Origin of the sequence: Streptomyces coeruleofuscus (genome assembly GCF_039532725.1) — a bacterium.
GTDB lineage: Bacteria > Actinomycetota > Actinomycetes > Streptomycetales > Streptomycetaceae > Streptomyces > Streptomyces coeruleofuscus.
Genome location: NZ_BAAASE010000005.1, coordinates 422165 through 447617, shown reverse-complemented (window position 1 = coordinate 447617; position 25453 = coordinate 422165). Strand labels below are relative to the sequence as shown.

The 25453-nt window shown below is 72.1% G+C and carries 16 protein-coding genes; all 16 read left to right on the top strand.

The annotated features are described in order from the left end of the window. Positions 1 to 17: 17 nt before the first annotated feature. Positions 18 to 752, top strand: coding sequence for a T4 family baseplate hub assembly chaperone (locus ABFX81_RS21530; protein ID WP_086842197.1), 735 nt, complete (start codon positions 18 to 20; stop codon positions 750 to 752). After that, on the top strand, positions 745 to 1497 hold the full coding sequence (locus ABFX81_RS21525) for a hypothetical protein (RefSeq protein WP_086842199.1): 753 nt from the start codon (positions 745 to 747) through the stop codon (positions 1495 to 1497). The genes ABFX81_RS21530 and ABFX81_RS21525 overlap by 8 nt, the downstream gene beginning before the upstream one ends. Continuing rightward, the gene (locus ABFX81_RS21520; protein ID WP_346138497.1) at positions 1412 to 2680 is read left to right on the top strand and encodes a Pvc16 family protein; all 1269 of its coding nucleotides are present in this window, start codon (positions 1412 to 1414) and stop codon (positions 2678 to 2680) included. Before ABFX81_RS21525 ends, ABFX81_RS21520 begins: the two co-directional genes overlap by 86 nt. Before the next feature lie 35 nt (positions 2681 to 2715). Further along, positions 2716 to 4935 carry an ATP-binding protein gene (locus ABFX81_RS21515; RefSeq protein ID WP_346138496.1) on the top strand — a complete coding sequence of 740 codons (2220 nt, stop codon included), beginning with the start codon at positions 2716 to 2718 and terminating at the stop codon, positions 4933 to 4935. After that, positions 4926 to 5246 carry a hypothetical protein gene (locus ABFX81_RS21510; protein WP_086842201.1) on the top strand — a complete coding sequence of 107 codons (321 nt, stop codon included), beginning with the start codon at positions 4926 to 4928 and terminating at the stop codon, positions 5244 to 5246. The genes ABFX81_RS21515 and ABFX81_RS21510 overlap by 10 nt, the downstream gene beginning before the upstream one ends. Further along, positions 5243 to 12073: an eCIS core domain-containing protein gene (locus ABFX81_RS21505; RefSeq protein ID WP_346138495.1), complete on the top strand. Its 6831-nt coding sequence runs from the start codon at positions 5243 to 5245 to the stop codon at positions 12071 to 12073. Before ABFX81_RS21510 ends, ABFX81_RS21505 begins: the two co-directional genes overlap by 4 nt. A 7-nt stretch (positions 12074 to 12080) precedes the next feature. Then, the gene (locus tag ABFX81_RS21500; protein WP_086855155.1) at positions 12081 to 12749 is read left to right on the top strand and encodes a hypothetical protein; all 669 of its coding nucleotides are present in this window, start codon (positions 12081 to 12083) and stop codon (positions 12747 to 12749) included. Then, complete coding sequence (locus ABFX81_RS21495) at positions 12746 to 13432, top strand: hypothetical protein (protein ID WP_086855154.1); 687 nt, start codon at positions 12746 to 12748, stop codon at positions 13430 to 13432. Before ABFX81_RS21500 ends, ABFX81_RS21495 begins: the two co-directional genes overlap by 4 nt. Before the next feature lie 9 nt (positions 13433 to 13441). After that, positions 13442 to 13810, top strand: a complete 369-nt coding sequence (locus ABFX81_RS21490; RefSeq protein WP_086855153.1) for a LysM peptidoglycan-binding domain-containing protein — start codon at positions 13442 to 13444, stop codon at positions 13808 to 13810. After that, complete coding sequence (locus ABFX81_RS21485) at positions 13803 to 14942, top strand: hypothetical protein (RefSeq protein ID WP_346138494.1); 1140 nt, start codon at positions 13803 to 13805, stop codon at positions 14940 to 14942. Before ABFX81_RS21490 ends, ABFX81_RS21485 begins: the two co-directional genes overlap by 8 nt. A gap of 85 nt (positions 14943 to 15027) precedes the next feature. Then, on the top strand, positions 15028 to 15564 hold the full coding sequence (locus tag ABFX81_RS21480; RefSeq protein WP_020276139.1) for a phage baseplate assembly protein V: 537 nt from the start codon (positions 15028 to 15030) through the stop codon (positions 15562 to 15564). 19 nt (positions 15565 to 15583) lie between these two features. After that, positions 15584 to 15928, top strand: a complete 345-nt coding sequence (locus tag ABFX81_RS21475) for a hypothetical protein (RefSeq protein WP_086854391.1) — start codon at positions 15584 to 15586, stop codon at positions 15926 to 15928. Next, complete coding sequence (locus tag ABFX81_RS21470) at positions 15925 to 16317, top strand: GPW/gp25 family protein (RefSeq protein ID WP_086854390.1); 393 nt, start codon at positions 15925 to 15927, stop codon at positions 16315 to 16317. The genes ABFX81_RS21475 and ABFX81_RS21470 overlap by 4 nt, the downstream gene beginning before the upstream one ends. Continuing rightward, positions 16314 to 19463, top strand: a complete 3150-nt coding sequence (locus ABFX81_RS21465) for a putative baseplate assembly protein (RefSeq protein WP_086854389.1) — start codon at positions 16314 to 16316, stop codon at positions 19461 to 19463. Before ABFX81_RS21470 ends, ABFX81_RS21465 begins: the two co-directional genes overlap by 4 nt. Then, on the top strand, positions 19460 to 23281 hold the full coding sequence (locus ABFX81_RS21460) for a putative baseplate assembly protein (protein ID WP_346138493.1): 3822 nt from the start codon (positions 19460 to 19462) through the stop codon (positions 23279 to 23281). Before ABFX81_RS21465 ends, ABFX81_RS21460 begins: the two co-directional genes overlap by 4 nt. Further along, on the top strand, positions 23281 to 25440 hold the full coding sequence (locus ABFX81_RS21455; protein WP_346138492.1) for a hypothetical protein: 2160 nt from the start codon (positions 23281 to 23283) through the stop codon (positions 25438 to 25440). The genes ABFX81_RS21460 and ABFX81_RS21455 overlap by 1 nt, the downstream gene beginning before the upstream one ends. The last annotated feature ends 13 nt before the right edge of the window (positions 25441 to 25453 follow it).

Sequence of the window (25453 nt, the reverse complement as noted above, 5' to 3'; positions counted from 1 at the left end):
CGGGGCTGGGGGGAGGCATGGCCATCACACAGGCGGCCGAGTTCCTGGCCACCTGGGAGACCGGGCTGGACGTGGCCCCGGCCGGGCGGGCCCTGCTGCTGCACGGGGCCGCCCGTCCGGACCTGGGCGGCGACCGGCAGGCCCTGCTGTCGCTGCCGGTGGGGCAGCGCGAGGCGGACCTGTTCGCCCTGCGCCGGGCCCTGTTCGGCGAGCGGATGCAGGTGCGCCTGGAGTGCGCGGCGTGCGGCGCGGACATGGAGTTCGAGCTGGACGCCGGGGAGTTCGCCCGCACCCTGGCCGACCGGGGCGATCCGCTGGTGCGGGTCGCCGAGGACGGCTGGGAGATCGAGTTCCGGGTGCCCGCCGTCGCCGACCTGACGGCGGCGGCCCGGGACGCCGACCCGCGCCGGGCCCTGCTGTCCCGGTGCGTGGTCACCGCCGTACGCGACGGGCAGCCCGTGTCCGCTGACACGCTGCCCGTCGCCGTGCAGCGCCGGATCGCCGAGGCGGCCCGGGCGGCGGACCCGGGCGGCGACGTCACGCTCAACGTCGCCTGCCCCGAGTGCGGGGAGGGCACGCGAGCCGAGCTGGACATCGCCTCCTTCCTGTGGACCGAACTGGACGCCTGGGCCCGGGACCTCCTGCTCGACGTCCATCTGCTCGCCACCGCGTACGGGTGGAGCGAGCCGGAGATCCTGGCGCTCAGCCCGCTGCGGCGCCGCTACTACCTGGAGCTGTGTGCGGATGTCTGAGTCCACTGCGGAGGGGCGGGCGGAGCCCGATTTCCTCGACCGGCTGCTCGCCCGGCACGCGGCGCCCGCCGCGCAGCGCCCCGGTGTGGTGCGCGTACGGCCGCGGCTGGCCGGGCCGTTCGAACGCGCGGAGGCGGTACGGGGCGCCGCACCGGACCCGGACGGCGCCGAGCCGCTGTGGCCCGTCGCCGCACCGGCCGCCGACACCCGGCCGGACCTGGCACGGCCGGCGGCCCGCGAGGTCGTCCGTACGGAACGGGAGCGGACGGTCGTACGGACCGAGCGATCCCCGGCACCGGCCGAAACCGGGCCGCGTCCTGCCCCGCCGGCCGAGCCCGAGGGGCCGCTGCTGCGTCCCGTCACCCCGACGGGCCCCGCGCTGCGGCCGGTCCCGGACACCGCGCGCCGCGTGGCGGGCCGGGGCCGTACCGAGCGGGCGGCCACCACGAACGCGGCGTCCGTGCCGACCCCCCCTGGTACGGACGCCGCTCCCCCCGCCGCCGTGTCCGCCGCGTTGCTCCCCAGCGCGGCGGACACGGCGGCCGCACGGGACGCCGTCCGGCAGGCGGCGGCCCGGCGGCCCGGGCGTCAGGCCGAGCAGGTGGTGCAGGTGCAGATCGGACGCCTGGAGGTGACCGCGGGCGGGACGCCCCAGGGCGGTGGCGGCCGGGCCCGGCCACGGGACGCGGAGCGTCCGCGGGCCGCCGTCAGCCTGGCGGACTACCTGGCCAGGGGGCGCGAGTGAGGACGACGCGACCGACTGGCGGGACGAGCTGGACGACGCGACCGGACGGCGAGAGGAGCTGGACGACGCGACCGACCGGCGGGACGAGCTGGACGACGCGACCGGACGGCGAGAGGAGCTGGACGACGCGACCGACCGGCGGGACGAGCAGGATGTCGCGACCGACCGGCGGGACGAGCAGGACGACAGGCACCGAGGACAGGACCAGAGGGACCGGGGAACCGACGCCATGAGTAACGCACTTGCCATCGCCCATGTCACCCAGGCCCTCGCCCTGCTCATCGAGACCAACCTGCCCCCGGACATCGACATCGCGGTCAAGGTCGAGCCGCGCAAGCCCCCGGCCGACCCGCCGGCCGAGCCCACCATCACCGTGTTCCTGTACCAGGTCACGCCCAACACCTCACAGCGCAACACCGACCTGCCCACCCGCGCCGCCGACGGCACCCTGGTCCGGCGGGCTGCCGCGCCACTCGACCTGCACTACCTCATCAGCGCCTACGGCGAGGAGGCGGAGCTGGTCGGGCAGCGGCTCATCGGGTCGGTCGTGCGCACGCTGCACGAGATCCCCGTCCTGCCGAAGGACATCATCGAAGTGGCGGGCGAACGCGCCCACCTGTCCGGGAGCAACCTGGCCGAGGCGGCGCAGCGGGTGCGGTTCACGCCCACCGTGATGGACATCGACGAGACGTCGAAGCTGTGGGGGATGCTCCACCAGACGCCGTACACGCTGTCGGTCGTCTACCAGGCCGCCCTGGTGTTCATCGACGGCCGCGAGGTGCCGGTGCCGGGCAAGCCGGTGGAGCGTCACGAGGTGCGGGTGCTGCCGTTCGGGGCGCCCGGCGCGCCGGTGCCGCCGAAGCTTCCCGAGGCGGGGGAGCGGCCGGCCCCGGGGTCCGGGGGCGCGGAGCGACCCGTGGAGTCAGCTGGTGCCGAGTCGCCCGAGTCCGGGCGGGAGGCGGACACGCCCGTCGCGAAGGCCGCTCCTGCCCAGGCTCCCGACAAGGGGCCCGCGAAGGGACCCGTGAAGGCGGCCGCGAAGGCCCCGGCCAAGGCCGCCGCCAAGACTCCGGCGCGTGGTCGCCGGACCGCGACCGCGAAGAAGGCCGCCGCGAAGTCCTCCGCCGAGGAGACGAAGGACGCCGGGGGCCGGGCCGACGGCGCCGACGACGCGGAGAGCTGAGGCGGCGCGTGGCAACGACGGGGGGAGGAGACGACATGGGAGCGCACGGTCCGCACGAGGTGCGGGAGCCGCGGGGGGCCGCCGCACACGGCGGCGGGCCGACGCTGGCCGACGAGATCCGGCGTGTCCTGGCTCGTGTCGACGCGCATGCGCAACAGCGCGGCAGGGGTGGTGACGGTGGGCCGTCAGGGGCCGCGTCGGCGTCCGGGTCCGTCTCGGCATCCGGGGCCGCGTCGGCGTCCGGGTCCGTCTCGGCGTCCGGGGCCGCGTCGGCGTCCGGGTCCGTCTCGGCGTCCGGGGCCGCGTCGGCGTCCGGGCCCGTCTCGGCCGCCGGGGCCGCTCCTGCCACCCGGGCCGGTGACGGCGGTGGCGCGTCCGGGGGCACCTCGGTGACGGCAGCCGCTGATGGCGCCGGCGGCCCAGGGCCCGCTCCCGTGGCCGCCGCCGGTCCCGGAACCGCCGCCCTCGACGCCCTCGTCGCCTGCTTCGGTCTCACCCCCTTCGAGCGGGACCTCGTCGTGCTCACCGCCGCTCAGGAACTGGACCCCACGACCGCCGCCCGCTGCGCCGCCGCGAGTGCCGACCCGGAGCGGGCCCACCCGACCTTCTCGCTCGCCCTGGCCGCCCTGGCGGACCCCCACTGGAGCGCCCTCACCCCCGTGTCGCCGCTGCGCCGCTGGCGGATCGTCGAGCTGGACGACGACACCCGGCTGACGACCTCCCGGCTCCGGCTCGACGAGCGCATCCTGCACTTCCTGCTCGGCTCGCCCTACCTGGACACCCGGCTGCACGGCCAGGCCCGCCGCACCCCCGTACCGGACCGGCTGCCGCCGTCGTACGACCTGGCAGCGAGCCGGGTCGCGGCGGGCTGGGCGGACGGCGCCCGGCCGGACGCGCCGCTGCTCGTCGAGCTGGTCGGCGGCGACCTGCGCAGCCGCGCCGACATCGCCGCCGCGGGCGCCGCACGCGCCGGACTCGGCCTGTACACGATGAGCGCCGAGGACGTCCCCACCGACCCCGCCGAGCGCGACCGGTTCGCCCGGCTGTGGCAGCGCGAGGCGATCCTGCTGCCCGCCGCGCTGCTGGTCGAGGCCGGAGAGCTGGACCGGGACCAGCAGGCGGCGACCGAGGCGTTCCTGGCCGGTGCCGCCGTACCCGTCGTCGTGTCCAGCGCCGACCCGCGCCGCAGCGACCGACCGCACGGCACCCGCGTGTCCGTGCCGCGCCTGGACGACGAAGAGCAGCTCGGCCTGTGGGCGGACGCCTTCCAGGGCGTTGCCGACCTCGAGGACGGCGAACTGCGGTCGCTGGTCGCGCAGTTCCAGCTGCCCCCGCACGTCGTGCGCTCCGCCGCCGCCACCGTACGGCGCGAGCTGCCCTACGAGGACGAGCTCGACGCCGTACGGCTGGCCTGGCGGGCCGGTCTGGACGAGGCCCGGATGGGCATGGACGAGCTGGGCCGCCGTATCGAACCGCAGGCCGGCTGGGACGACCTGGTGCTGCACGAGCGGCAGACGAACGTCCTGCGGGAGATCGTCGCGCATGTGCGCCAGCGCGCCACCGTCCACCAGGAGTGGGGCTTCGCGCAGACCCTGCGCCGCGGCCTCGGTGTCACCGCGCTGTTCGCCGGCGGCTCCGGCACGGGCAAGACGCTCGCCGCCGAGGTGATGGCCAAGGAACTCGGACTCGACCTGTTCGTCATCGACCTCTCCCAGGTCGTCAGCAAGTACATCGGCGAGACCGAGAAGAACCTCCGCCGTGTCTTCGACGCCGCCGAGGCGGGCGGCGCGCTGCTGCTGTTCGACGAGGCCGACGCGCTGTTCGGCAAGCGCAGCGAGGTCAAGGACAGCCACGACCGGTACGCCAACCTCGAGGTCAGCTATCTGCTCATGCGGATGGAGGCCTACCGGGGGCTCGCCGTCCTCACCACCAACATGAAGAAGGCCCTGGACAACGCCTTCCTGCGGCGCATCCGCTTCGTCGTCGACTTCCCCTTCCCGGCCGAGCACGAGCGCGCCGAGATCTGGCGCCGTGTGCTGCCGCCGCAGGCACCGGTCAAGGACCTCGATCCGCGGCTGCTCGCCCAGCTCACCGTGGCGGGCGGCTCGATCCGCAACATCGCCCTGTCCGGGGCGTTCCTGGCCGCCGAGGAGGGCGAGGCGCTCCAGATGCGGCACATGGCCGCGGCGGCCCGGACCGAGTACCTGAAGCTGGAGCGCTCCTTGACGCCGACGGAGGTTCGCGGATGGGTGTGAACGGGCCACATCGGGAGGGCGCGGCCGGTCGCCCCGAGCCGCGCGAGATCCGCGTCGACATCGGCGAGCTGGTCCTGGACGGCTTCGGCTCGTCCGTGGACCCGCGGCGTGTATCGGCGTCGTTCGAGCGGGAGTTGACCCGTCTCGTACAGGAACACGGGGTGCCGCTGGCCGCGGACGGCGCCGTGTCGGTGGACGGCCTGTCGGGCCTGCCCCCGATGCCCGCCGGGTTGTCCGCGCGCCGCCTCGGGCAGGAGCTGGCCCGCGCGGTGCACGCGGGGCTTTCGGGCCGTGGGGAGGTGACGCGATGACCGCGTCCGCCGCTCAGGACTCCCAGGCGGCCCAGCAGGCCGCCGCCGAGCGCCGCCGCAAACGCAAGGAGCGCGCGGCGAAGAACCGCGCGGCCGAGCCCAAGAACATCGTCAGCGGGGCCGGGCAGCCGCTGGACGCCGGCGTGCGCCGGGAGCTGGAGGAGCAGCTCGGCCACGACCTGGGCTCCGTACGCCTGCACACCGACCGTGACGCGAGTGCTCTCACCGGCATGCTGGGTGCGGACGCGGTGGCGGTGGGCCAGGACATCTTCTTCGGCGAGGGCCAGTACCAGCCGGGCACGGAGCAGGGCCGCGCCCTGCTCGCGCATGAGCTGCTGCACACGATCCAGCACCCGTACACCAGTGGCGCGTTGGCGGCGGGCCGTGACCTGGGACAGGTCAGCGCACCGCACGAGGCGGCCGAGCGCGCCGCCGAGAACGCCGCCCAGGCCGTGGCGCGTGGCGAGCAGGCGCCCGAGGTCGCCCCGGAGGCCAGCACGCCGGCGTGGATGCGCTACGCCACCGTCCACGCCGACCGCAATCGGCTCGAGCACCTCGACCCCGCCACGCTGGTCGACCGTCTCGCCAACACGGTCATCCGGTCGCTCCGCACCGACCCGAGGGACAGCGCGCAGCGCGTCCGCGCCTCCCTGGCACCGCTCTCGGAGGAGCTTCAGGAGCGCGTACTGGATCGCCTGGAGCACCGGCTGCTCACCTCGGAACACGACTTCGTGGTGGACCTGGTCACGGAGATCGACGAGGACGGCCGGGCGGAGAGCGAGGCCACCGCCCGGCAGCGCGGCCTCCTCGCTCCGGAGATCGAGGAGGACACCGCTGAGGAGGTACGGGCGGAGCGCGAGAAGGAGCAGGAGGCCGCCCAGGAGGCGAAGCAGCGCACCGAGCGGACGGGGCCCGCTCCCGGCCCGGAGAAGCAGGCCGTGGACGGGGACGGGGCGGGGAACACCGCTCTCGCCGCGGGCAGTACGCCGGAGAACGCGGGCGGCACGATCCCGCAGGGCGGCACGCCGGGCGCGGACGCTGGGAAGGCCGAGGACGAGAAGGAGTCCGACCCGTTGACGGGTGGGGACGCGTCCAGGCCCAAGGGGGACAGGGAGCAGCCCACTTCGCCGGCCGCGCAGTCGGGGCAGAAGTCGGGGCAGCAGGGGTCCCGGGATGCCGCGGCCGGCGGGAACGCCGGAGCGCAGGCGGCCGGGAAGCAGGACGCGAAGTCCGGCGCGGAGAAGAGCGGACAGCAGGGGCAGCAGCAGGACAAGGGGGACAAGGGGAAGCAGGGCGGCGGGAAGGACGGCGACCGGGCCGGGACGAAGCAGGCCGAGGAGCAGGCCAAGAAGGAAGCCGGCCAGGACGAGGCGGCGGGCCCGCGCACCGACGCCGAGGACGAGGCCGCCGCCCAGGCCCGCGAGAGCGCCGCCGCGGCCGAGGCGGCCAAGACGGACGAGCCCGGTCGCGACGAGGGCAGTCCCCAGGTCGCGGGCAAGGACGAGGGGTTCCCCGGCCGCGCCGGCACGCTGGACGGGGCACGCGCCCAGGACCAGGAGGGCGAGGAGGGGCGGGAGGAATCGGCCGGCCAGGGCGGCGACTCGGAGGTGGAGGTCGGCGGAGGGGAGGAGAGTGCCTGGGACATCAAACTCAGGCCGGAGGACTTCCTTCCCGAGCAGGACCTCGACGTGTCGAACGTTCCGACCTCCGACCAGATCGACGAGTCCGCCGCGAACTCCGCCCCGCCCACCCCCTCCTTCTCAGACCCGCCGCCGACCAGGGCCGAAAAGGTGCAGGCACGGCGTGAGCAGGAGGACGAGGAGGACGCCGAGCGCGAGGCCGCGGCGGAGAAGGACGACCCGGGCACCGACGACTCCCCGCCCGTGCCGGGCGCCGAGGAGGAGGCGGCGGAGCAGAGCCGCCGTACGGAGAGCGAGCTCGGTCCCGAGGAGAGGCCCGAGCCGAAGCCGGCGCCGGGCGTGGCTTCCAAGGACCCCACACAGGGCGACGACCCCAAGGCGGGTCCGGTCGCCGCCGAGACCAACGCGCAGGAGGCCAGGGACCGTTCGAAGGAGACGGGCGGCGGGACGGCCGAGCAGGCCGCCAAGGAGGAGAAGGGCACGCCGACCGCGGGCGGACCGGGCGACAAGGCGTCGGGCGGCGACAAGGGCTCCGCGCAGGCCCGCTCCGACACCTCGGCGACCGAGTCCCCTTCGGACACGGCCAAGAAGGGCGCCGAAGGGGAGAAGACGGCTGCCGACGAGGGCGCTTCGGGAGCGGCGAAGCCCGAGGAGTCCCCCGGCCCGCAGGAGTCGAAGGGACCCAAGGACCAGGGCGGGAGCGGCACTTCGGGAAGCTCCGCGTCCGGGGGCGGGACGACCGGCTCCGACGACTCGGCCGACACCGGTACGACACCGTCGTCCGGCTCGACTCCCAGCCCCTCTTCGGACAGCGACAACTCCGGCCCGGACACGGCAGGTTCCGGCTCACGAACGGCGTCCCGCTCCTCCTCCCGTACGGAGAAGCCGAGCCCGAGGGCACAGGAACCGCGTACCGAGGCCCCGAAGGAGCAGGCTCCGCAGCCGCAGAGCAGGGCCGACTCCGGCGGCGGTGGCGAATCCGGCTCCCGGCCCGCTCCGGCGGCAGCACGCGGTGGGGGCGGCGGTGGCGGCTCGAAGGGTGGCTCCAAGAGTTCCGCGGCCAAGGGGAAGAAGGCGTCCAAGGCGGCTCCGGACCTCTCCGGCGTCTCCCCCGAGGAGGGCCTCTCCGCCGCGTCCAACCTCAAGCCGCACCAGGCCGTCGAGGCCATGGACAGCGTCGGTGGCGCCGTGGACAAGGACGTCGGCAAGGAACACAGGCAGCTGGCGTCCAAGCCGCCCGCCATGGAGCGCCCCTCCGGCGCCCCGAGGACGCTGCACGGCAAGCCGGACGCCGAGGAGGCAGCGCAGTACAACGAGGACAAGGCGGAGCGCGCCGGGGACGCCAAGGGCGAGAAGGCCGAGGTCAAGGGCGAGAAGAAGCCGGAAGGCAAGATCGAAGCCGAAGAGATGGAGGAGCCGGACTTCTTCGACCAGCTGGGGATGATGGCGGGCTACGCCATCGGTGGGCTCGGCGACTGGCTCGGCTTCGATGTGACGGCGGAGGACCTGGCCGCCCAGTTCGCCGGGATGCCCACCAAGGACGAGGCCATGAAGGAGGCGCAGAACGGCACCGCGCCGGGCGTCGACATGCAGGGCCAGGCCGACGACAAGGCCACGGAGCAGGGCGGCAACACCGACGACAAGAGCCAGGAGGCCGCCGAGACCGGCGCCGACGACGCCGGTCGCAGGATGGGCGAGGACCAGGTCTACCCGGACGCGCCGAAGGAACGGCTCGAGGGGAAGGTGCCGGCCCAGCAGGGCGGCACGTCGCAGGTGGGCGGCGGCGGTGCGAGCACCGGTGCCGTACCGCCCGAAGCGGCCTCGGAAGTGGCCGAGCACGAACGCAAGCCGCAGTTCAAGAAGGCTCTCAGCGACGGCCGCCAGGACATGGGCAAGGGCCGGGAGAAGAAGACTCAGGACACCCGCAGGTCCCAGGACGAGCACAAGCGGCAGGTCGACAAGGAAGTCCAGTCCAACACCAGGGAGCAGACGGGCAAGCGCGAGGGCGTCCTGACGGACGTGGACAAGCAGCGCTCCGACTGGACCAAGGAGCAGGACGAGGAGCTGAAGAAGCTCGGCACGAAGAAGTCCGACCGTGAGAAGAAGATCCGCGACGACGTCAAGAAGGAAGAGGAGGACACCGACAAGGACGTCGAGACGGAGAAGGAGACCAGCGACAAGGACATCAAGGACAAGGGGGACAAGGCCGAGGAGGAAGCGGAGAAGAAGAAGGACGAGAAGGTCGACGACTCCAAGGGCTGGCTGTCGAAGACGCTCGACTGGATCAAAGAGAAGTTCATCGAGTTGCGGGACAAGGTCGTCCAGATCATCAAGGACGCCCGGAACGCGATCATCGAGGCGCTGAAGAGCTTCAAGGAGACCGTCGAGGGCTGGATCAACGCGGCCCGCGAGGGCATCGTCGAGATGATCAAGCAGTTCATCGAGGACCTGATCGAGTTCGTCACGTCCTTGGTGGAAGCGGTCATCGAAATCGCCCGCCGCATCCGCAAGTTCATCACGGACCTGATCAACGCGGCGCTCGCGTTCGTCACCCAGCTCGCCAACGCGCTGAAGCAGATCATGAAGGATCTGCTGGAGTCCATCGCGAAGCTTCTCAGCGACATCCTGAACGTCCTGAAGAAGATGCTTCTCGACGTTCTCAAGGCGTGCAAGGACGCGCTCAAGTCGATCCTCGACTTCGCGACGAAGTTCATCGCCGCCTTCGGCGAGTTCATGATGATCCTCGTCGACATCCTCTCGGACCCGGGCGGCTGGCTGAGCGGCGCGAAGAACTCCGCGTACGACGGCGCGAAGAACCACCTCTTCAACGAGGTGAAGAGCGCCGTGAAGCAGTGGTTCAACGACAAGGTCAAGGAGATCACCGGCCTGACCGAAGCCGTCTGGAACAAGCTCATGAAGGGCGGCTTCACCGTTGAGAAGATCGCCAAGGAGGTGTGGGACGCGATCGTCCCCCAACTCCCGTTCATCATCGGCGAGATCGTCATCACGAAGGTGCTGGCGAAGCTGATCCCCGGCGCCGGCTGGGGCGCGGCCATCCTGGAGGCGATCCAGGCCGCGATCGGCTCACTGGGCGAGATCCTCAAGGCCATCGGCGCCGTCATCACCTGGCTGAAGTCCGTACGCCAGGGTGGCGCGGGCGTCCTCTTCGCCAAGGCGATAGCGGCCGGCATCGTCGTCCTGCTGGAGATGGCCTACGAGCTGATCCTCAGCGGGATCGGCAAGTACGTGTCGAAGGTCGGCACCCGCTTGAAGGGCGTCGCCGCCAACATGGGCAAGGACAAGGGCGGCGGCAAGGACAAGGGCAAGGACGGGCAGGGCGGGGACGACAAGGGGTCCAACAAGGACGGGGACAAGGGCGCGCCCTCGTCTGCTCCGGCCAGGCCGCAGACGTCCACGACTCCGCAAGGGAAGAAGTCCGCGGACACACCGGGGAAGCCCAAGGATCAGGACGCGCCGGGCAAGCCGAAGGGCCAAGCCCCTCCCGCCAGGCCCAAGGACCAAGCTCCCCCGGCCAAGCCCAAGGACACGCAGGCACCGTCGCCCAAGCCCACGAAGCCTCAGGGCCCGACGAAAAAGAACGACAAGGACAACGCCAAGACCGACGACAGGAACGACACCCCGAGCGACAGGTCGACGACCCCGACGCCGCCGACGTCCAAGGACAAGAACGGCAAGCCGAAGGACAAGAACCAGGCGTCGGACCAGGACAAGCAGGACACGAAGCCGACCCCGTCTCCGAAGGCGACCACACCGAAGCCGGGCAAGAAGGACGACACCAAGGGCGACGAGGACAAGCGGCCGGACCCCAACAACAAGCACCCCGAACCCGACTCCAAGAAGGACGAGTCCAACACCGACGGCAGCAGCAAGAAAGACACCGACGGGTCCGGTACGAAAGACAAGAGCGATTCTGACGGGAAGGACGGGTCCGGAAAGAAGGACTCGGACGGGTCCGGAAAGAGGGACACAGACGGCAAGGGCAACCGTCCGTCACGCCCCCGCCCTGGCAAGCACGGACCCGGCAGGCCCAAGTCCAAGGAGGAGAAGGACAAGACGAGGAAGGACGAGGAGGATTCGAAGGACGACCGGTTGCCGGCGATCGTGGCGAGGATCCGGCCGCCACTGCGCCGGAAGATGCGTCGCGGAATCCCCCTGTCGACGTACCTCGCTCTCCTGAAGTCGTATCAGCTCCGCTACGGGCTCACCGGGCTCAAGCCTGGCGGTGGCGACCCCTTCACCCTCGTCGCATCCCTGAAGTACTCGCTCCCGGTGCTCGATGGCGACTATTCGGAGTCCCGCTCCCAGCCGCATGTCTACCTCCAACCGCCCGGCGCACCGGCCAGGGGGCTGCCGGAGCCGGAGATGCCCCAGTGGACCAATGCCAGGGCGAGCAAGATCGAGGCCCAGTACCTGAGCTTCAAGCGCAAACCGAAAGGGCGTAAGCCCGGCGGTGCGATGCCGCCGGGATGGGCCTATCTCATCGATCCCGCCAACAGTTCTCTCTGGGGGGAGAGGGGTGCGTGGCTCAGGGCGCACCTCCTCCCGGACCGACTGGGCGGGTGGAACTCCGAGAACAACCTCGTGCCGGCTCGGCGTGGAGTGAACAAGGACCTGGAACTCAACCTGGAGAAGCCGGCTTACGACGACTGCAAGAAGGATCCCATCTGGTACGAGTCCAAGGTGGTCTTCGGAAACACCGGAGCCATTACGGCGGGCAGCAACGCGCCGGTCGCGGACATCCCGACCCAGATAACCTCCACATACGGCAAGCACGAGAAGAAGGACGGCAAAACAGGTGGAAAGCGAGACCACTGGAACCGACTAGGAACCACGAAGTCCTACACGCTTGATATTGAGCCGCCGCAACTGAGTGAAGGGAATAAGCTCTATATCAATACATACGGCGATACGCAGATCCAGAATTGGCTCAACAAGGGGCCGGGTAATCCGATCTCGAAGAGCCTGGCGAAACACATCAAGAATCAGCGCGACCAAACCCCTGGAAAAGAGTTTGCCGATCTCGACGACTTCGAGCAGGAGATGCGCGGGAGGCAAGCGGCCAGCGGTCCTGGATCGCTCCCACAACTGCAACTCGCGATTGACCGCCTGACGAGTCTCGAGCGTGCCGGGCTGGTCGAGTGGACCAAGCTCCACAGGGAAAAGTGAGGATCGGATGCTTCCATACGAGCGACGTCTGCTCGACGCCATCGACGAGGTACGTGAATCGCCGTTCTGCGACGTCATGTATGAGGAGATGGGCCCGGGCGCCGCGCGCCGGAACCCCATGGGCGTCTTCGATCTGATGGCCGAAGACGGCATCGAGCTCACCGAGCGGATCAAGGAAGCCCTCTTCCCGCACCGCTTCATGGCGTTGCACTGGGTTTCCACTCAACCCGAACTGCCGCTGGTCGGTGACTTCAGGGTGATGAACATCGGCGCCAGCAGGGGGGTAGGACTCCGCAACCTGGACGACCACGCCTGGTACGAAAGCGACAAGGAACTGCTCTCGCAACTCACCATCCTCGACGACGCCTCCAGGGGCGGCAGCGGGCAATTGACCACGATGCGGTTCCTGCCAGGCGTGTCAAGCCCGGAGATCTGGTACCTCGACAGGTTCCACACCTTCGTCAAACTCGACATGGACTACCGCGACTACCTCGACAACCTCATCATCACGAAGGGCGTCATCGGCTGGCAGTACCTGTTCGCCGATGTCTCGCTCGGCGCCGACGAGTTCGGCAGCACCCTGGATGATCTCAGAACCATGCTGCGCGTCTTTCCGGAACAGTTCCCGGATCACGACTACGCGCCTCTGCAGGAACGCCTGGAGGCCCGCCTGTGACCCGCTACGCCGACATCCCCAAACCCATCCGCTCCGGAATAGTCCTCCTGGACCCCGAACGCGGCACCCCCCAACGCATCATCGTCCTCCAGTTCAACCCCGACACCCTGGAACGCAGCCTCTCGCCCCAGTCGGCAGGAGGCAGCGGCGATTCCGGCGGAGGAGGCAACGGGAACGGGGACAGGAACGAGGCCCTCCGCCTCAAGGGGCCGGCCCAGGAAACGTGGAAGTTCACCGCCGAGATCGACGCGACGGACCAGTTCGAGATCGCCGCTCCCGACGGTATCCACCCCCAGCTCGCGGTGCTCGAAATGCTCGTGCAGCCGACCTCCGCGCAGCTCAGGGAAGCGAGCCGGCTGTCGAAGAAGGGGACCATCGAGATCAGTCCGATCGAGATGCCGCTGACCCTGTTCACCTGGGGCAGCAAGCGCGTCATGCCCGTGCGGCTGACGGAGCTGTCCATCAACGAGTCCGCCTTCGACGTCAACCTCAATCCCATCCGGGCCTCCCTGAGCATCGGCCTCAAGGTGCTGACCGTCAGTGACCTGCCGCTCGGCCACCCCGGTGCCGAGCTGTACTACGCGCACCTCGCGCAGAAGGAACGCCTCGCCGGCGCGGCACGCACCGCGGGGCTCGGGTCGCTGGGGCTCAGGCCCGGTGACATCGCGGTGGGAAGGGGCTGAGTACCGGACATGGCCGGCATCGAACCGTACGAGAACGCGCTTGACGCGATACCGGGGGCTCATCCCTACCCGCGTACCAGCCGCTATCACGACGCCGAGATCGGGGTGCACCGGCAGCCCGACGGGACCGAAGTGCGTTACACCAAGCGCCGGTTGCTGCCGCCTCTCGACGAGAGCGAGGACACGCAGGTGCACACCGTGCGTACCGGCGAGCGTCCCGATCTCCTCGCCCAGCGCTACTTCGGCGACCCCGGACAGTGGTGGCAGATCGCCGACGCCAACCCCGTACTGGACCCGCGTGAGCTGACCGCCGAGCCGGGCAGCGAGGTCGACATCCCGCTCGCCGGGCACTTCCCGCGGGGGGACCGGCGTGTCTGAACTGCCGGTGGGGCGCGGCCCCGTTCACGTCACCCTGCACATGGGACCGCAACTGGTGCGCCCCGTCCCCGCCGAGGTGACCGAGGCCCTGCTGTCGGCCCAGATCACGGCCACCGCGGGGGAGCGCAGCGGTTTCCAGCTCGCCTTCGACCTCACCAAGAACGGGCTCATCAACCGCACCCTGCTGCCCGAGGGCTTCTTCGACCCGAAGACGCGTCTCGTCGTGACCGTCACCGTCCGCGGCACGCCCGAGGTGCTGTTCGACGGGCTGATCGTGCGCCAGGAGGTCGGGGCCAGCAACCAGCCGGGACATTCCACCCTCACCGTCACCGGCGAGGACCTGGCCCTCGTCATGGACCTGGAGGAGCGCACGGACCGGTACCCCAACATGCCGCCGTCGCAGCGGGTCCTGACCATCCTGCGCCGCTACTCCGGCTACGGCATCCGGCCCGACGTGTACACGGAAAAGGTCACCCAGCCCCCGCACCAGGACCTCCGCGTCCACTACCAGACGGGCACCGACCTCCAGTACATCAACGACCTCGCGCGGGCCAACGGCTACACCTTCTACCTGGAGCCCGGACCGGCCCCCGGACAGTCCAGCGCACGCTGGGGGCCCGAGGTCCGCCTGGGCATCCGCCAGCACGCCCTCAACGTCAACATGGACGCCAACTCCACCGTCGACCAGCTGACCTTCGCCTACGACGGGACGGCGCGGGAAGAGCCGCAGGCCCGCTGGCAGGACCCGGGGACCCGGCAGTCGACCTTGCTGCCGCAACCGCCGATCAGCCCGTTGCGGCCGCCCCTCGGCAAGCGGCCCACCCCCGCCCTGAAACGCAAGACGCTCTCCGGTACCGCCAAACAGCAGCGGGAGCAGGCCGAGGCCGAACTGCTCGCAAGGGCAGCCGTGTCCGCCGACGTCATCTCCGGCTCCGGCTCGCTCGACGTCAACCGGCACGGCTACATCCTCCAGCCGCGCCAGCTGGTCGGCGTGCGCGGCTCGGGCCGTGCGTACGACGGCGACTACTACGTCAAGTCCGTCACGCACACCCTGCGTCCGGGCTCCTTCCGGCAGAACTTCACGCTCTCCCGAGAGGGACTCGAAGCACGCAGCCCGTACGTGAGGCCCTGATCAGCGCCTGCACCAGGTCCTGATCAGCGTCCGCGTCAGGGCCCTGATCCACCCGAACCGATCACCACGACCAGGAGCAGTACACATGGCGGCACCCGGCAATCGCTACCTCGGCAAGTTCCGCGGCCGAGTCGTGGACAACAACGATCCACTGCACATCGGCCGCATCACCGTCGAGGTCCCGGACGTCCTGGGCGACGAGCCGTCGACCTGGGCGCTGCCCTGTCTGCCGTTCACCGGGCCGCAGGCCGGGCAGTTCGTGGTGCCGTCACCCGGGGCCGGTGTGTGGGTCGAGTTCGAGCAGGGCGACCCCAGCTTCCCGGTGTGGACGGGGTGCTGGTACGGGGAACAGGCCGAACTGCCGCCCGACGCCCGCCGGCTCGTCCAGCCGGCGTCCCAGGCCAAGCCCGTCGTGGTCCAGACACCCGAGGCGCACAAGATCGTGATGAGCGATCCGCCCGGCACCGACCAGGGGATCCTGCTCCAGGCCCAGGGCGGGGCGTACATCCGCATCACCAAGGAAGCCATCGTGATCTCCAACGGCCTGGGCGCGGAAATCACCCTGCGCGGTGACCAGGTGGACGTGAACGAGGGCCAGTTGACCGTCGCGTCCAAGCGATAGAAACGGGGGAACGAAGAACGTGTCCGGAACATCCGGGAGTCTGCTGGACACCGCTGCCGTGATCGGCTGCCCGCACGGCGGGCGCGTCACGGCGGCCACCCCACCGGCCGGCGGCGTACGCGTCGCGGGCGCCGCCGTCGCCACCACCGCGCACAGCTACGTGGTCACCGGCTGCCCGCACACCGTCGACCGGGTGCCCATGCCCTGCGTCACGGTCCGCTGGACCGCGGGCGGCAGCGGCATCACCGTCGACGGCGCGCCCGTGCTGCTCGACATCTCCGCCGCCCAGTGCTTCACCGCGGCCTTCGTCCCGCAGGGACCGCCCGTCGTCCAGGGCACGCAGCGAAAGGTCACCGTCCGATGAGTCCCACGAGCCGCGGGACACGCCCCCGCAGCGACATCGCCTTCCCGTTCCGCGCGGACCGCCGCGGACGCACCGCGCACGCCACCCACGGCGAGCACGTCCACGACCTGATCGAGCAGTTGCTGTTCACCAGCCCCGGCGAGCGTGTGATGCGCCCCGACTTCGGCTGCGGGCTCCTCGACCTGGTGTTCACACCCAACAGCCCCGAACTGATCAGCACGCTCGAACTCTCCGTCCAGGCCTCGCTCCAGAGCTGGCTCGGCGACCTCATCGACGTCGAAGCCCTCGACGTCGTCAGCGAGGACCACGTCGTGCGCGTGTACCTGTCGTACGCCCTGCGCGCCACCGGCACCCGGCACGAGGACGTCTTCGAAGGGAGGGCGGCATGACCACCGGCACCACAGCGTCCCGCCGGGCCCGCGTGCGGGCCGCCCAGCTCAACGGAGTCGATACGGTCGAGGCCGGCGACGACGGCCTGATGCTCACCGTCACCTTCCTCGGCAAGGCCCCGCACGGCCTCGGCCCCGAGAACGTCCGCATCGACGGCGGTCGGCGCGTCACCGGCATCACCGCCGTCGACGTGAGCGTCGAACGCGAGGAGGACCCGGAGCTCGACGACCGGCTCTACGTCACCCTCGACAAGGCAGGCGACACCTCCCGCTACCGGCTCTCCCTCGTCGAGGCCGACCCGTACGGACGGCCCGGCACCGAGCCGTACCGCGGCTTCGACCAGCGCTACCACAGCGCCACGTTCTCCTTCCGGCCCGACTGCCCGACCCCCTTCGACTGCAAGGACCAGCACGCGGCGGAGCCGGACTTCCCCGCCGCACCCGTCATCGACTACACGGCCCGCGACTACGACACCATCCGCAAGCTGCTCCTGGACCGGCTCGCGCTCACCACCCCCGACTGGGTCGAGCGCAACCCCGCCGACCTGGGCACGACCCTCGTCGAACTCCTCGCGTACACCGGCGACCAGATCAGCTACCAGCAGGACGCGGTCGCCACCGAGGCCTACCTCGACACCGCCCGCCGCCGTGTCTCCGTACGCCGTCACGTCCGGCTCATCGACTACGCGATGCACGACGGCTGCAACGCCCGCGCCTACGTCACCGTCCGCACCGCGGACGACCGGACGCTCGCCCCGGGCACCTTCCGCTTCGCCTCCGTCGACGTGCGCAGCCTCGACCCGCACGACCGCCCCGAGCCGGGCACCGTCATCGACGAGAGCGAGCTCGGCGACCTCGACGAGCGCGGCTCGGTCGAGGTGTTCGAACCGGTCGTCGCGACCGACCCGCTGGAGCTGAGGGTCGCGCACAACGCGATCCGGCTGTGGACGTGGGGCGGGGAGGTGTGCACCCTGCCGAAGGGCGCCACCGCCGCCACCCTGCGGGACGCCTGGGTGGACCCGGAGACCTGCCGCGAGCGCCGGCTCGACCTCAAGCCCGGCGACGTCATCGTCCTGGAGGAGGTCAAGGGCCCGCGCACCGGCACCCCCGGCGACGCCGACCCGAGCCACCGCCAGGCCGTCCGTCTCACCTCCGTCACACCCGGCCTGGACCGGATCGAGGACCAGCCGGTCCTGGAGGTCACCTGGGCCGCCGGGGACGCGCTGCGTTTCCCGCTCTGCCTCACCACGCGCGGCGGACGCGACTGCCTGCCCGTCGAGGACGTCACACTCGCCCGCGGCAACGTCGTCCTCGTCGACCACGGCCGGACCCTGACCGGACTGCCCGAGACGGTGACCGTGCCGCCCGTGCCCGCTGTGGTCGCTCCGTGCGACCCTCCCCCAGCCTCCGGCCGGGGGTACCCCCATCTCGCTTCGCTCGCCTTCGGCTGCCGGGACTCCGAGGAGGGCAACGCGCCCGCGCGGCTCGTCAACGCCCTGACGGACAAGACCCGGTCGGGCCGGGCGCTCGTCCCCGACGACGTCCGCGAACTCTTCGAGGTCGTCGGCGAGCGCGCCACCGCCCGCGCCGGCCTCGGCCTGGAGAGCGCCGGGCAGCGGCACGAACAGGTCGTCCCCGGCACGGCGTACGCCCAGACCGCCGCGCTGCGCACCCTGCTCGCCCAGTCCGTCTACCCGGGCATCGCGCCCCGCTTCCGCCCCGTCCTCGGCCGTACGCCCGTCACCCAGGCGGTGCCCTTCCCCGACCCCGGCACCGTCGCCGCCGGGCAGGCCGAGCGGATCGCCGCCATCCCGGGCCGCATCCGGCAGCGGCTGGTCGAACTGTGGCGCAGCGCCCGTGACCGGGACGGGCTCGGCGAGCAGGAGGTCGCCGAACTCGCCGTGGTCTACGGCCTGAACGTGCTGGAACGCTTCGAACTGCGCCGCCACCCGGTCCGCGCCCTGCGCGAACTGCTCTACCGCAGCGACCAGTTGCTCGACACCAAACTGCGCCGTGTCGAGGTCCTCAGCGCCCGGGCCCGCGCGGGCACGGTCCTCGACGGACACATCGCCTGGGAGATCGCCCACAGCTGGGGCCCGGCCTACGCGGCCGGACTCCACCCCGAGGAGACGGTGCTGCGCGGCCCGGCGACCGCGGCACTCGCCCAGGACCCGCGCCGGGCGCTGCCCGCCGTACGCGTCGAGGGCGACGACGAGACCTGGGAGGCGCGCCGCGACCTCCTCGACAGCAGTCCGCGCGAGCGGCACTTCGTGGGCGAACTGGAGGACGACGGCCGTATGGCCCTGCGCTTCGGCGACGGCCGGCACGGCGCCAAGCCCACGCCCGGCTCCCGGCTGGCACTGCGCTACCGGCTCGGCGGCGGCACCGCCGGCAACGTCGGCGCCGAGGCCATCAACCACCTCGTCGTGCAGAGCGGTTGCGAAGCCCCGGCCCTCGCTGTACGCAACCCCTTGCCCGCAGTGGGCGGCACCCGGCCCGAACCGGTAGAGCAGGTACGCCAGCTGGCCCCGCTCGACCTGCGCCGCACCCGGCTGCGCGCCGTGACCGCCGAGGACTACGCGGCCCTCGCGGGTGAACTGCCGGGCGTGCAGCGGGCGGCGGCCGCACTCCGCTGGACGGGAAGCGTCCAGGAGGCGCACATCGCGATCGACGCGTACGGCACCGCGGCCCCGTCGCGGGAGCTGCTCGACTCGGTCGCACAGGCGCTGGAGAAGTACCGGCGCATCGGCCACGACCTCGTCGTGGGCCCCGCCCGCCTGGTGCCGCTCGACATCGCGCTCGCCGTGTGCGCCGAGCCGGGCCACCAGCACGGGCAGATCCTGGCCGAGCTGTACCGCGCGCTCGGCAGCGGACGGCTGCCGCGCGGACGGCTCGGCTTCTTCCACCCGGACGCGCTCACCTTCGGCGAACCGGTCCGGCTCAGCCGCCTGGTCGCCGTCGCCGCGGCCGTACCAGGGGTGGCGAGCGTCGAGGTCACCCGGCTGCGGCGGCTGCACGGACAGGACCGAGGAGAGAGGGAGGACGGCGTGCTGCGGCTCGGCCCGCTGGAGATCGCCACCTGCGACAACGACCCGGACCGGCCGGAGAACGGCCTGCTGGCGATATCCCTGGGAGGTGCCCGATGACGGATACGCACCCGGTCACCGCGACCGACGAGTGCGGCTGCGGCGGCGCCTGCCGCGGCGGCCACGACGAGCGCCTCGCGCCGGCCCCGCTGCACAACCCGCCCGGCCGCACGGCGCTGGACTACCGCGTCGGCGAGTACGGCTCCTTCCTGGCCGCCCTGCTCGACCGGCTCGCCTCACCCGCCTACCCGGCCCTGAACCAGCTCACCGTCCGCACCCCGGACGACCCGGCGATCGGCCTGCTCGACGCCACCGCCGTCCTCGGCGACCTGCTCACCTTCCACTCCGAGCGCATCGCCGACGAGGCCTACGTCCGCACCGCCAACGAGCACCGCTCGCTGGTGCTGCTCGGCCGGCTCGTCGGACACCGGCCGCGCCCCGGCGTCGCCGCCGCCACGCACCTGGCGTACACCCTCGAACGCGACCCGCGCGCCGAGGCCCAGAACGTGCTGATCCCGCGCGGGGCGCGCAGCCACAGCGTGCCCGCGTCCGCCGGCGAGGAGTCGCTGACGTTCGAGACCAGCCGCGACCTGTCGGCCCGCTGGGACTTCAACGAGCTGAAGGTCCGCCGCCGCCGTCCCTCGCTCGTCACCCCGCGGGACCTCGAGAAGCGCTCCGAGCTGTTTGTCGAGGGCACCGCGCACTCCCTGCGGACCGGCGACCAGTTGCTGTTCGTCTTCGGGGAAGGCGCCGGCGGCGAGCGCAAGCTGGTGCCGGTGGCGAACACGCGCGTCGACCGGGACGACGACGTCACGGCGATCTCCCTGCCGCAGTCGGCGCCGCCGAGTTTGAAAGAACTCGTCGACGAGGTGCGGCGCTGGACGGCTCCGCCGGTGCAGCCGGGGGAGCCGGGGGAGGAGCCGCCGACCCCGGAGGTGCCCAACCCGCGCCCGGTCAGCCGGCTCATCGAGAACTTCGCGGACCAGGTCCTGGAGCCCTTGCGAAACGATCTGGACGGCGTCGAGACCCCCGAGCGGCTCGCGGCCCGTCTCGCGGAACCTCTCGCCCGTCTCGGTGAGGCGCAGGTGCTGGCCGAGCCGTATGAGGACGTGGCGGAGTGGTTCGAGCGGTTGGAGGCGGTGTTGGCCGAACTCGCCGAGCGAGCGCTGGAGTTGGCGCCCGCTCAGACGGTAGATGAGGGTGCCTCCAGCGGTCGTCCGCCGGCTGCGGCGCCGTCTGGGCTGGTCGCGCAGTTCCCCGCGCCCCTCAGGGACGACACACTCACCGCCGCTTGGGATGCCCTGGGCGCCATACTTCCCGCCCTGCGCGCCACCCCACCTCGGGGCGCCACCGGTGTCCGTCAGCTCCCCGGCACCGACACCGCCCGCCTCCTCTCCGCCCTCAACCCCGGCCTCGGCAGTCTCTACCCGGCCTGGCGTACGGCCGCCGCCCCCGGCGCCCCGCAGCTCCTGCGCGAACTGCTCGCCCTGCGCGTCACCGCGGCCCCCTTCGGCGCCACGGCCCCGCTCAAGCCGGTCCAGGACGACCGCGGCCGGGTCATCCGCACCGCCGACTGGCCGCTGACCGGAGCGGTGCTGGCGACCATGCGCGTCGTGTACGACACGGCGGGCAAGGCCCCGGTCCGGGCCGAGTTCCAGTACGTCGAGGGCAGCAGCTCCGACCAGCGTGCCGAGAACCTGCCCGTCACCCAGCCGGTCACCTTCACGCTCGGCCCCGGCCAGGTCGAGCTGTCCGTGCGCTCCGGCCAGGACCGCGACCTGAGCTGGCTCAACCGGCGGCCCGCCGACTCCCAGGAACCCGGCGTCACCGCCCGCCTCCACTCCGGCCTGCCGGAGCGCACCCTGTTCGTGTCGCGGCCCGACGACGAGGGCCTGGTCCACGTCGGCGTCCACAACGGCACGTCCGAGCAGATCGCCCTCCGCCCCGGCGCCGCTGAGCAGTTCACGCACGGCGAGCACGAGGTCAGCCTCAAGTACACGGTGGGCACAGCCGAACCCAACGTCGAGATCGTCATCGCCACCAAGCCGGAGCAGGTCAACCGCAGCACGCTCCAGCTGGACACCGTGCACGAGGGCATCACCGTCGGCAGCTGGGTGGCGATCCAGCGGCCCGCCAAGGGCGCCGACAAGGGCGTCCCCGGCGATCGGAAGCTGGCGTTCGTCACCACCCAGGTGACGGCCGTGCGCACGGCCGCGTACACCAACTACGGCATCACCGGCCGCGGCACCGAACTGACCCTCGCCCATGCCTGGCTGGACGAGTTCGACGTGCTCCTGTCGCACATCCGCGACACCACCGTGCACGCGGCGGGCGAGCCGCTGCGCCTCGCCGACGAACCGCTCGGCGAGGACGTGCACGGCAACGAGATCGAACTCGCCGAGCTGTACGACGGGTTGCGCCCGGGCCGCACGCTCATCGTCGAGGGCGAACGCAGTGACATCCCCGGCACCGCCGGGGTACGGGCCACCGAGGTCGTCACGATCGCCGCCGCCGACCCCGCCGCGGACCGCCGGATCCCCGGGGACCACGTCCACACCCGGCTCACCCTCACCGCCGACCTCGCCCACCGCTACCGCCGCGAGACGGTCCGCGTCCTCGGCAACGTCGTCGAGGCCACCCACGGCGAGAGCCGCGAGGAGGCCATCGGCAGCGGCGACTCGGACCGCGTCAACCAGACGTTCGCGCTCTGGCAGTCGCCGCTGACCTGGCTCGCCGACGACAATCCGCTCGGCGCCACGCCGGTGCTGGAGATCCGGGTCGACGGTGTGCTGTGGCACGAGGTCGACAGCCTCGCCGGACGCGGCCCGACCGAGCGGGTCTACATCACCGGCTCCACGGCCGACGGCCGCACCACGGTGACCTTCGGCGACGGTGTGCACGGCGCCCGGCTGCCCTCCGGCCACGAGAACGTCCGCGCCCGCTACCGCTTCGGCACCGGCAAGGCCGCGAACGTACCGGCGGGCCGCGTCACCCAGCCGCTCACCCGGCCCCTGGGCGTCACCGCGGTCACCAACCCGCGCCCCGCCACCGGCGGCGCCGACGCCGACGGCCCGGGCCTGACCCGCCGTACCGTCCCGCTGGCCGTCTCGGCCCTGGACCGGCTGGTCTCCGAGTCCGACTACGAGGACTTCGCCCGCTCCCGGGCCGGCATCGGCCGGGCCTCGGCGCGCGAACTCTTCGACGGGCGGCGGCGCGTGCTGCACGTGACGGTCGCGGGCACCGACGACGTGCCCATCGCGCCCGACTCGGACACCCTGCGCGCGCTGCGCGGGGCCCTCACCGAGTACGGCGACGCGAACCTCCCGGTCCGCGTGGACGGCCGGGAACTGGTCCTGCTGCTGATCGCCGCCAAGGTGAAGGTGGCCCCCGACCACTCCTGGCAGATCGTCGAGCCGCGCCTGCGGCAGGCCCTGCTGGACCGGCTCGGCTTCGAGGGCAGGGAGCTGGGCCGCCCCGCCCGCCTCTCCGAGGTCCTGGCCACCGCCCACACCGTGCCCGGCGTCGACTACATGGACGTCGACGTCTTCACCGGCGTACCCGCCTCCGCCACCCCCGGCGAGCTCACCGAGCTGCTCACCCGGCCCGGCCCACCCCGGGCGACCGTCCCGGCGCACCCGGCGACGTACGACGAGAAGACCCACACGGTCCGTGCCGAGAACGGCGAGACGCTCTCGGAGATCTGCGCCCGGTACGGCCTGCCGCTGGCCGAACTCCTGCGCCTCAACCCTGACATCACCGACACCCGGCGCCTGCCCAGGGGCCGGTCGGTGTACGTCTTCCGCGGCATCCGCCCGGCCCAGCTCGCGCTGCTGTCGCCCCGGGCCGCGGACACCCTGATTCTGACGGAGGTCAAGTGATGTCCCCGGACACCCAGTTGGAGACGCCGACCCCGGTGGTGCCCAGGGAACCCGACGGGCTCGCCGCACTGCTGCCCCGCTGGCACCTGCTGCGGGACGCCGAGGAGGGCGGGCCGCTGCGTGCCCTGCTCGCGGTGATCGCCGAGCAGGTCGACCGCGTCCGCGACGGCGTCCAGCAGGGCTACGACGACCTGTTCGTGGAGACGGCGGCCCCCTGGGTGCTGCCGTACCTCGGCGACCTGGTCGGTTACCGCACCCTGCCCGGCTACGAGCGCGTCCTGACCACCGGCCTGCACGACGGCGGCCGGGCGGCCCTGGCCGAGGCCATCGCCCCGCGCCGGGACGTGGCCGCCACGGTCGCGGGCCGCCGCCGCAAGGGCACCCTGCACCTCCTGGAGGAGCTGTCCGAGCAGGTGGCGGGCTGGCCCGCGCGGGCGGTCGAACTGTCCCGGCAGGTCGCCCACACCCAGCCGGTGAAGCTGTACGGCACCGGGGAGCGCGGTGCGCGCGGACGCCTCGCCGACCTGCGCGACGGCGCCGAACTCGCCCTCGGCAGCGGCCCGTTCGCGAATTCGTCCCGTACGGTCGACGTCCGCCGCGCCGAGTCACGGCACCGGCAAGGCGGCTGGAGCCCGGCCGGCGTCGCGCTCTTCGTGTGGCGGCTGAAGGCGTACGCGCTGACCCGGAGCCCGGCCTACTGCATCGACCGGGCCCGCAACCTCTACACCTTCTCGATCCTCGGCAACGACACCCCGCTGGTCACCAAGCCGTTCCCGGAGCCCTCCCCGGCGCACATCGCCACCGCCGACAACGTGCCGGCGTTCGTCACCCGCCGCCTCCTGCACGACCGGCTGCTCGACTACTACGGCCCCGGCAAGAGCTTCGTGATCCGCCTCGACGGCGAGGACAACCCCGTACCGCCCTCGGACATCGTGGTCGCCGACCTGTCCGACTGGCGTTACCGGCCGAAGCGTGGCCAGGTGGCCGTCGACCCCGAGCTGGGCCGGATCGCCTTCGGGTCGCGCTCAGCGCCCCGGCAGGGCGTGTGGGTGGACTACCACTACGCGTTCGCCGCCGACATGGGCGGCGGCGAGTACGAGCGCGACCGCGAACCGCGCCCGGACGCCGAGGTGTACCGGGTCGGCCCCGGCCAGACGTACCGGCAGATCATGGACGCCTACCGGGCCTGGCAGCACGACCGCCGGGCCGACCGCACCGGGCCCGCCGGCATCATCGAGATCACGCACAGCGGCGCCTACCAGGAGCAGCTCGACTTCGACCTCGACCCGGGCGACCGGCTCGAACTGCGCGCCGCCGAGGGCACCCGCCCCGTCGTCCGCCTGCTCGACTGGTACAGCAACCGCCCCGACGCGCTCAACATCCGCGCGGTGTCCGACGACTGCGCCCCGCACGAGCGGCCGCGGGTCGTCCTCGACGGGCTGCTCGTCGCCGGACGCGGCATCAACGTGGCGGGCGCGATGGGCGCCGTCGTCCTGCGGCACACCACGCTCGTGCCCGGCTGGTCCCTGGAGCCCGAGTGCGAGCCGCACTCGCCCGAGGAGCCGAGCATCGTCCTGGACCGCACCACCGCCTGCCTCCAGATCGAGCACAGCATCCTCGGCACCATCGAGGTCATCGGCGACGAGGTGAGCGAGGACCCCCTCGACATCCACATCCGCGACAGCGTCCTCGACGCCACCGCCGACGACCGCGAGGCCCTGTCCGCCCCGGACTGCCGCCACGCCCACGCCGTGCTGCACCTGCACCGCACCACCGTCATCGGCGAGATCCACACGCACGCGGTGAGGATCGCCGAGAACAGCGTCTTCACGGGCCGGCTCCACGTGGCCCGGCGCGGCATCGGCTGCCTGCGCCACTCCTACGTCCCCACCGGGTCCCGCACCCCGCGCCGCCACCGCTGCCAACCCGAACAGACCCCGGGCATCAGGCCGTTGTTCACCTCCCAGCGCTACGGGACGCCCTGGTACGGCCTGTTGTCCGACCGCTGCCCCGAGGAGATCCGGCGCGGCGCGGACGACGGCGCCGAGATGGGTGCCTTCCACGACCTGTACCGGCCGCAGCGCGAGGACGGCCTCAGGGCCCGGCTCGCCGAGTACACGCCCGCGGGCACCGACGCCGGGATCTTCTTCGTGACGTGAGGCGCGCACCCGC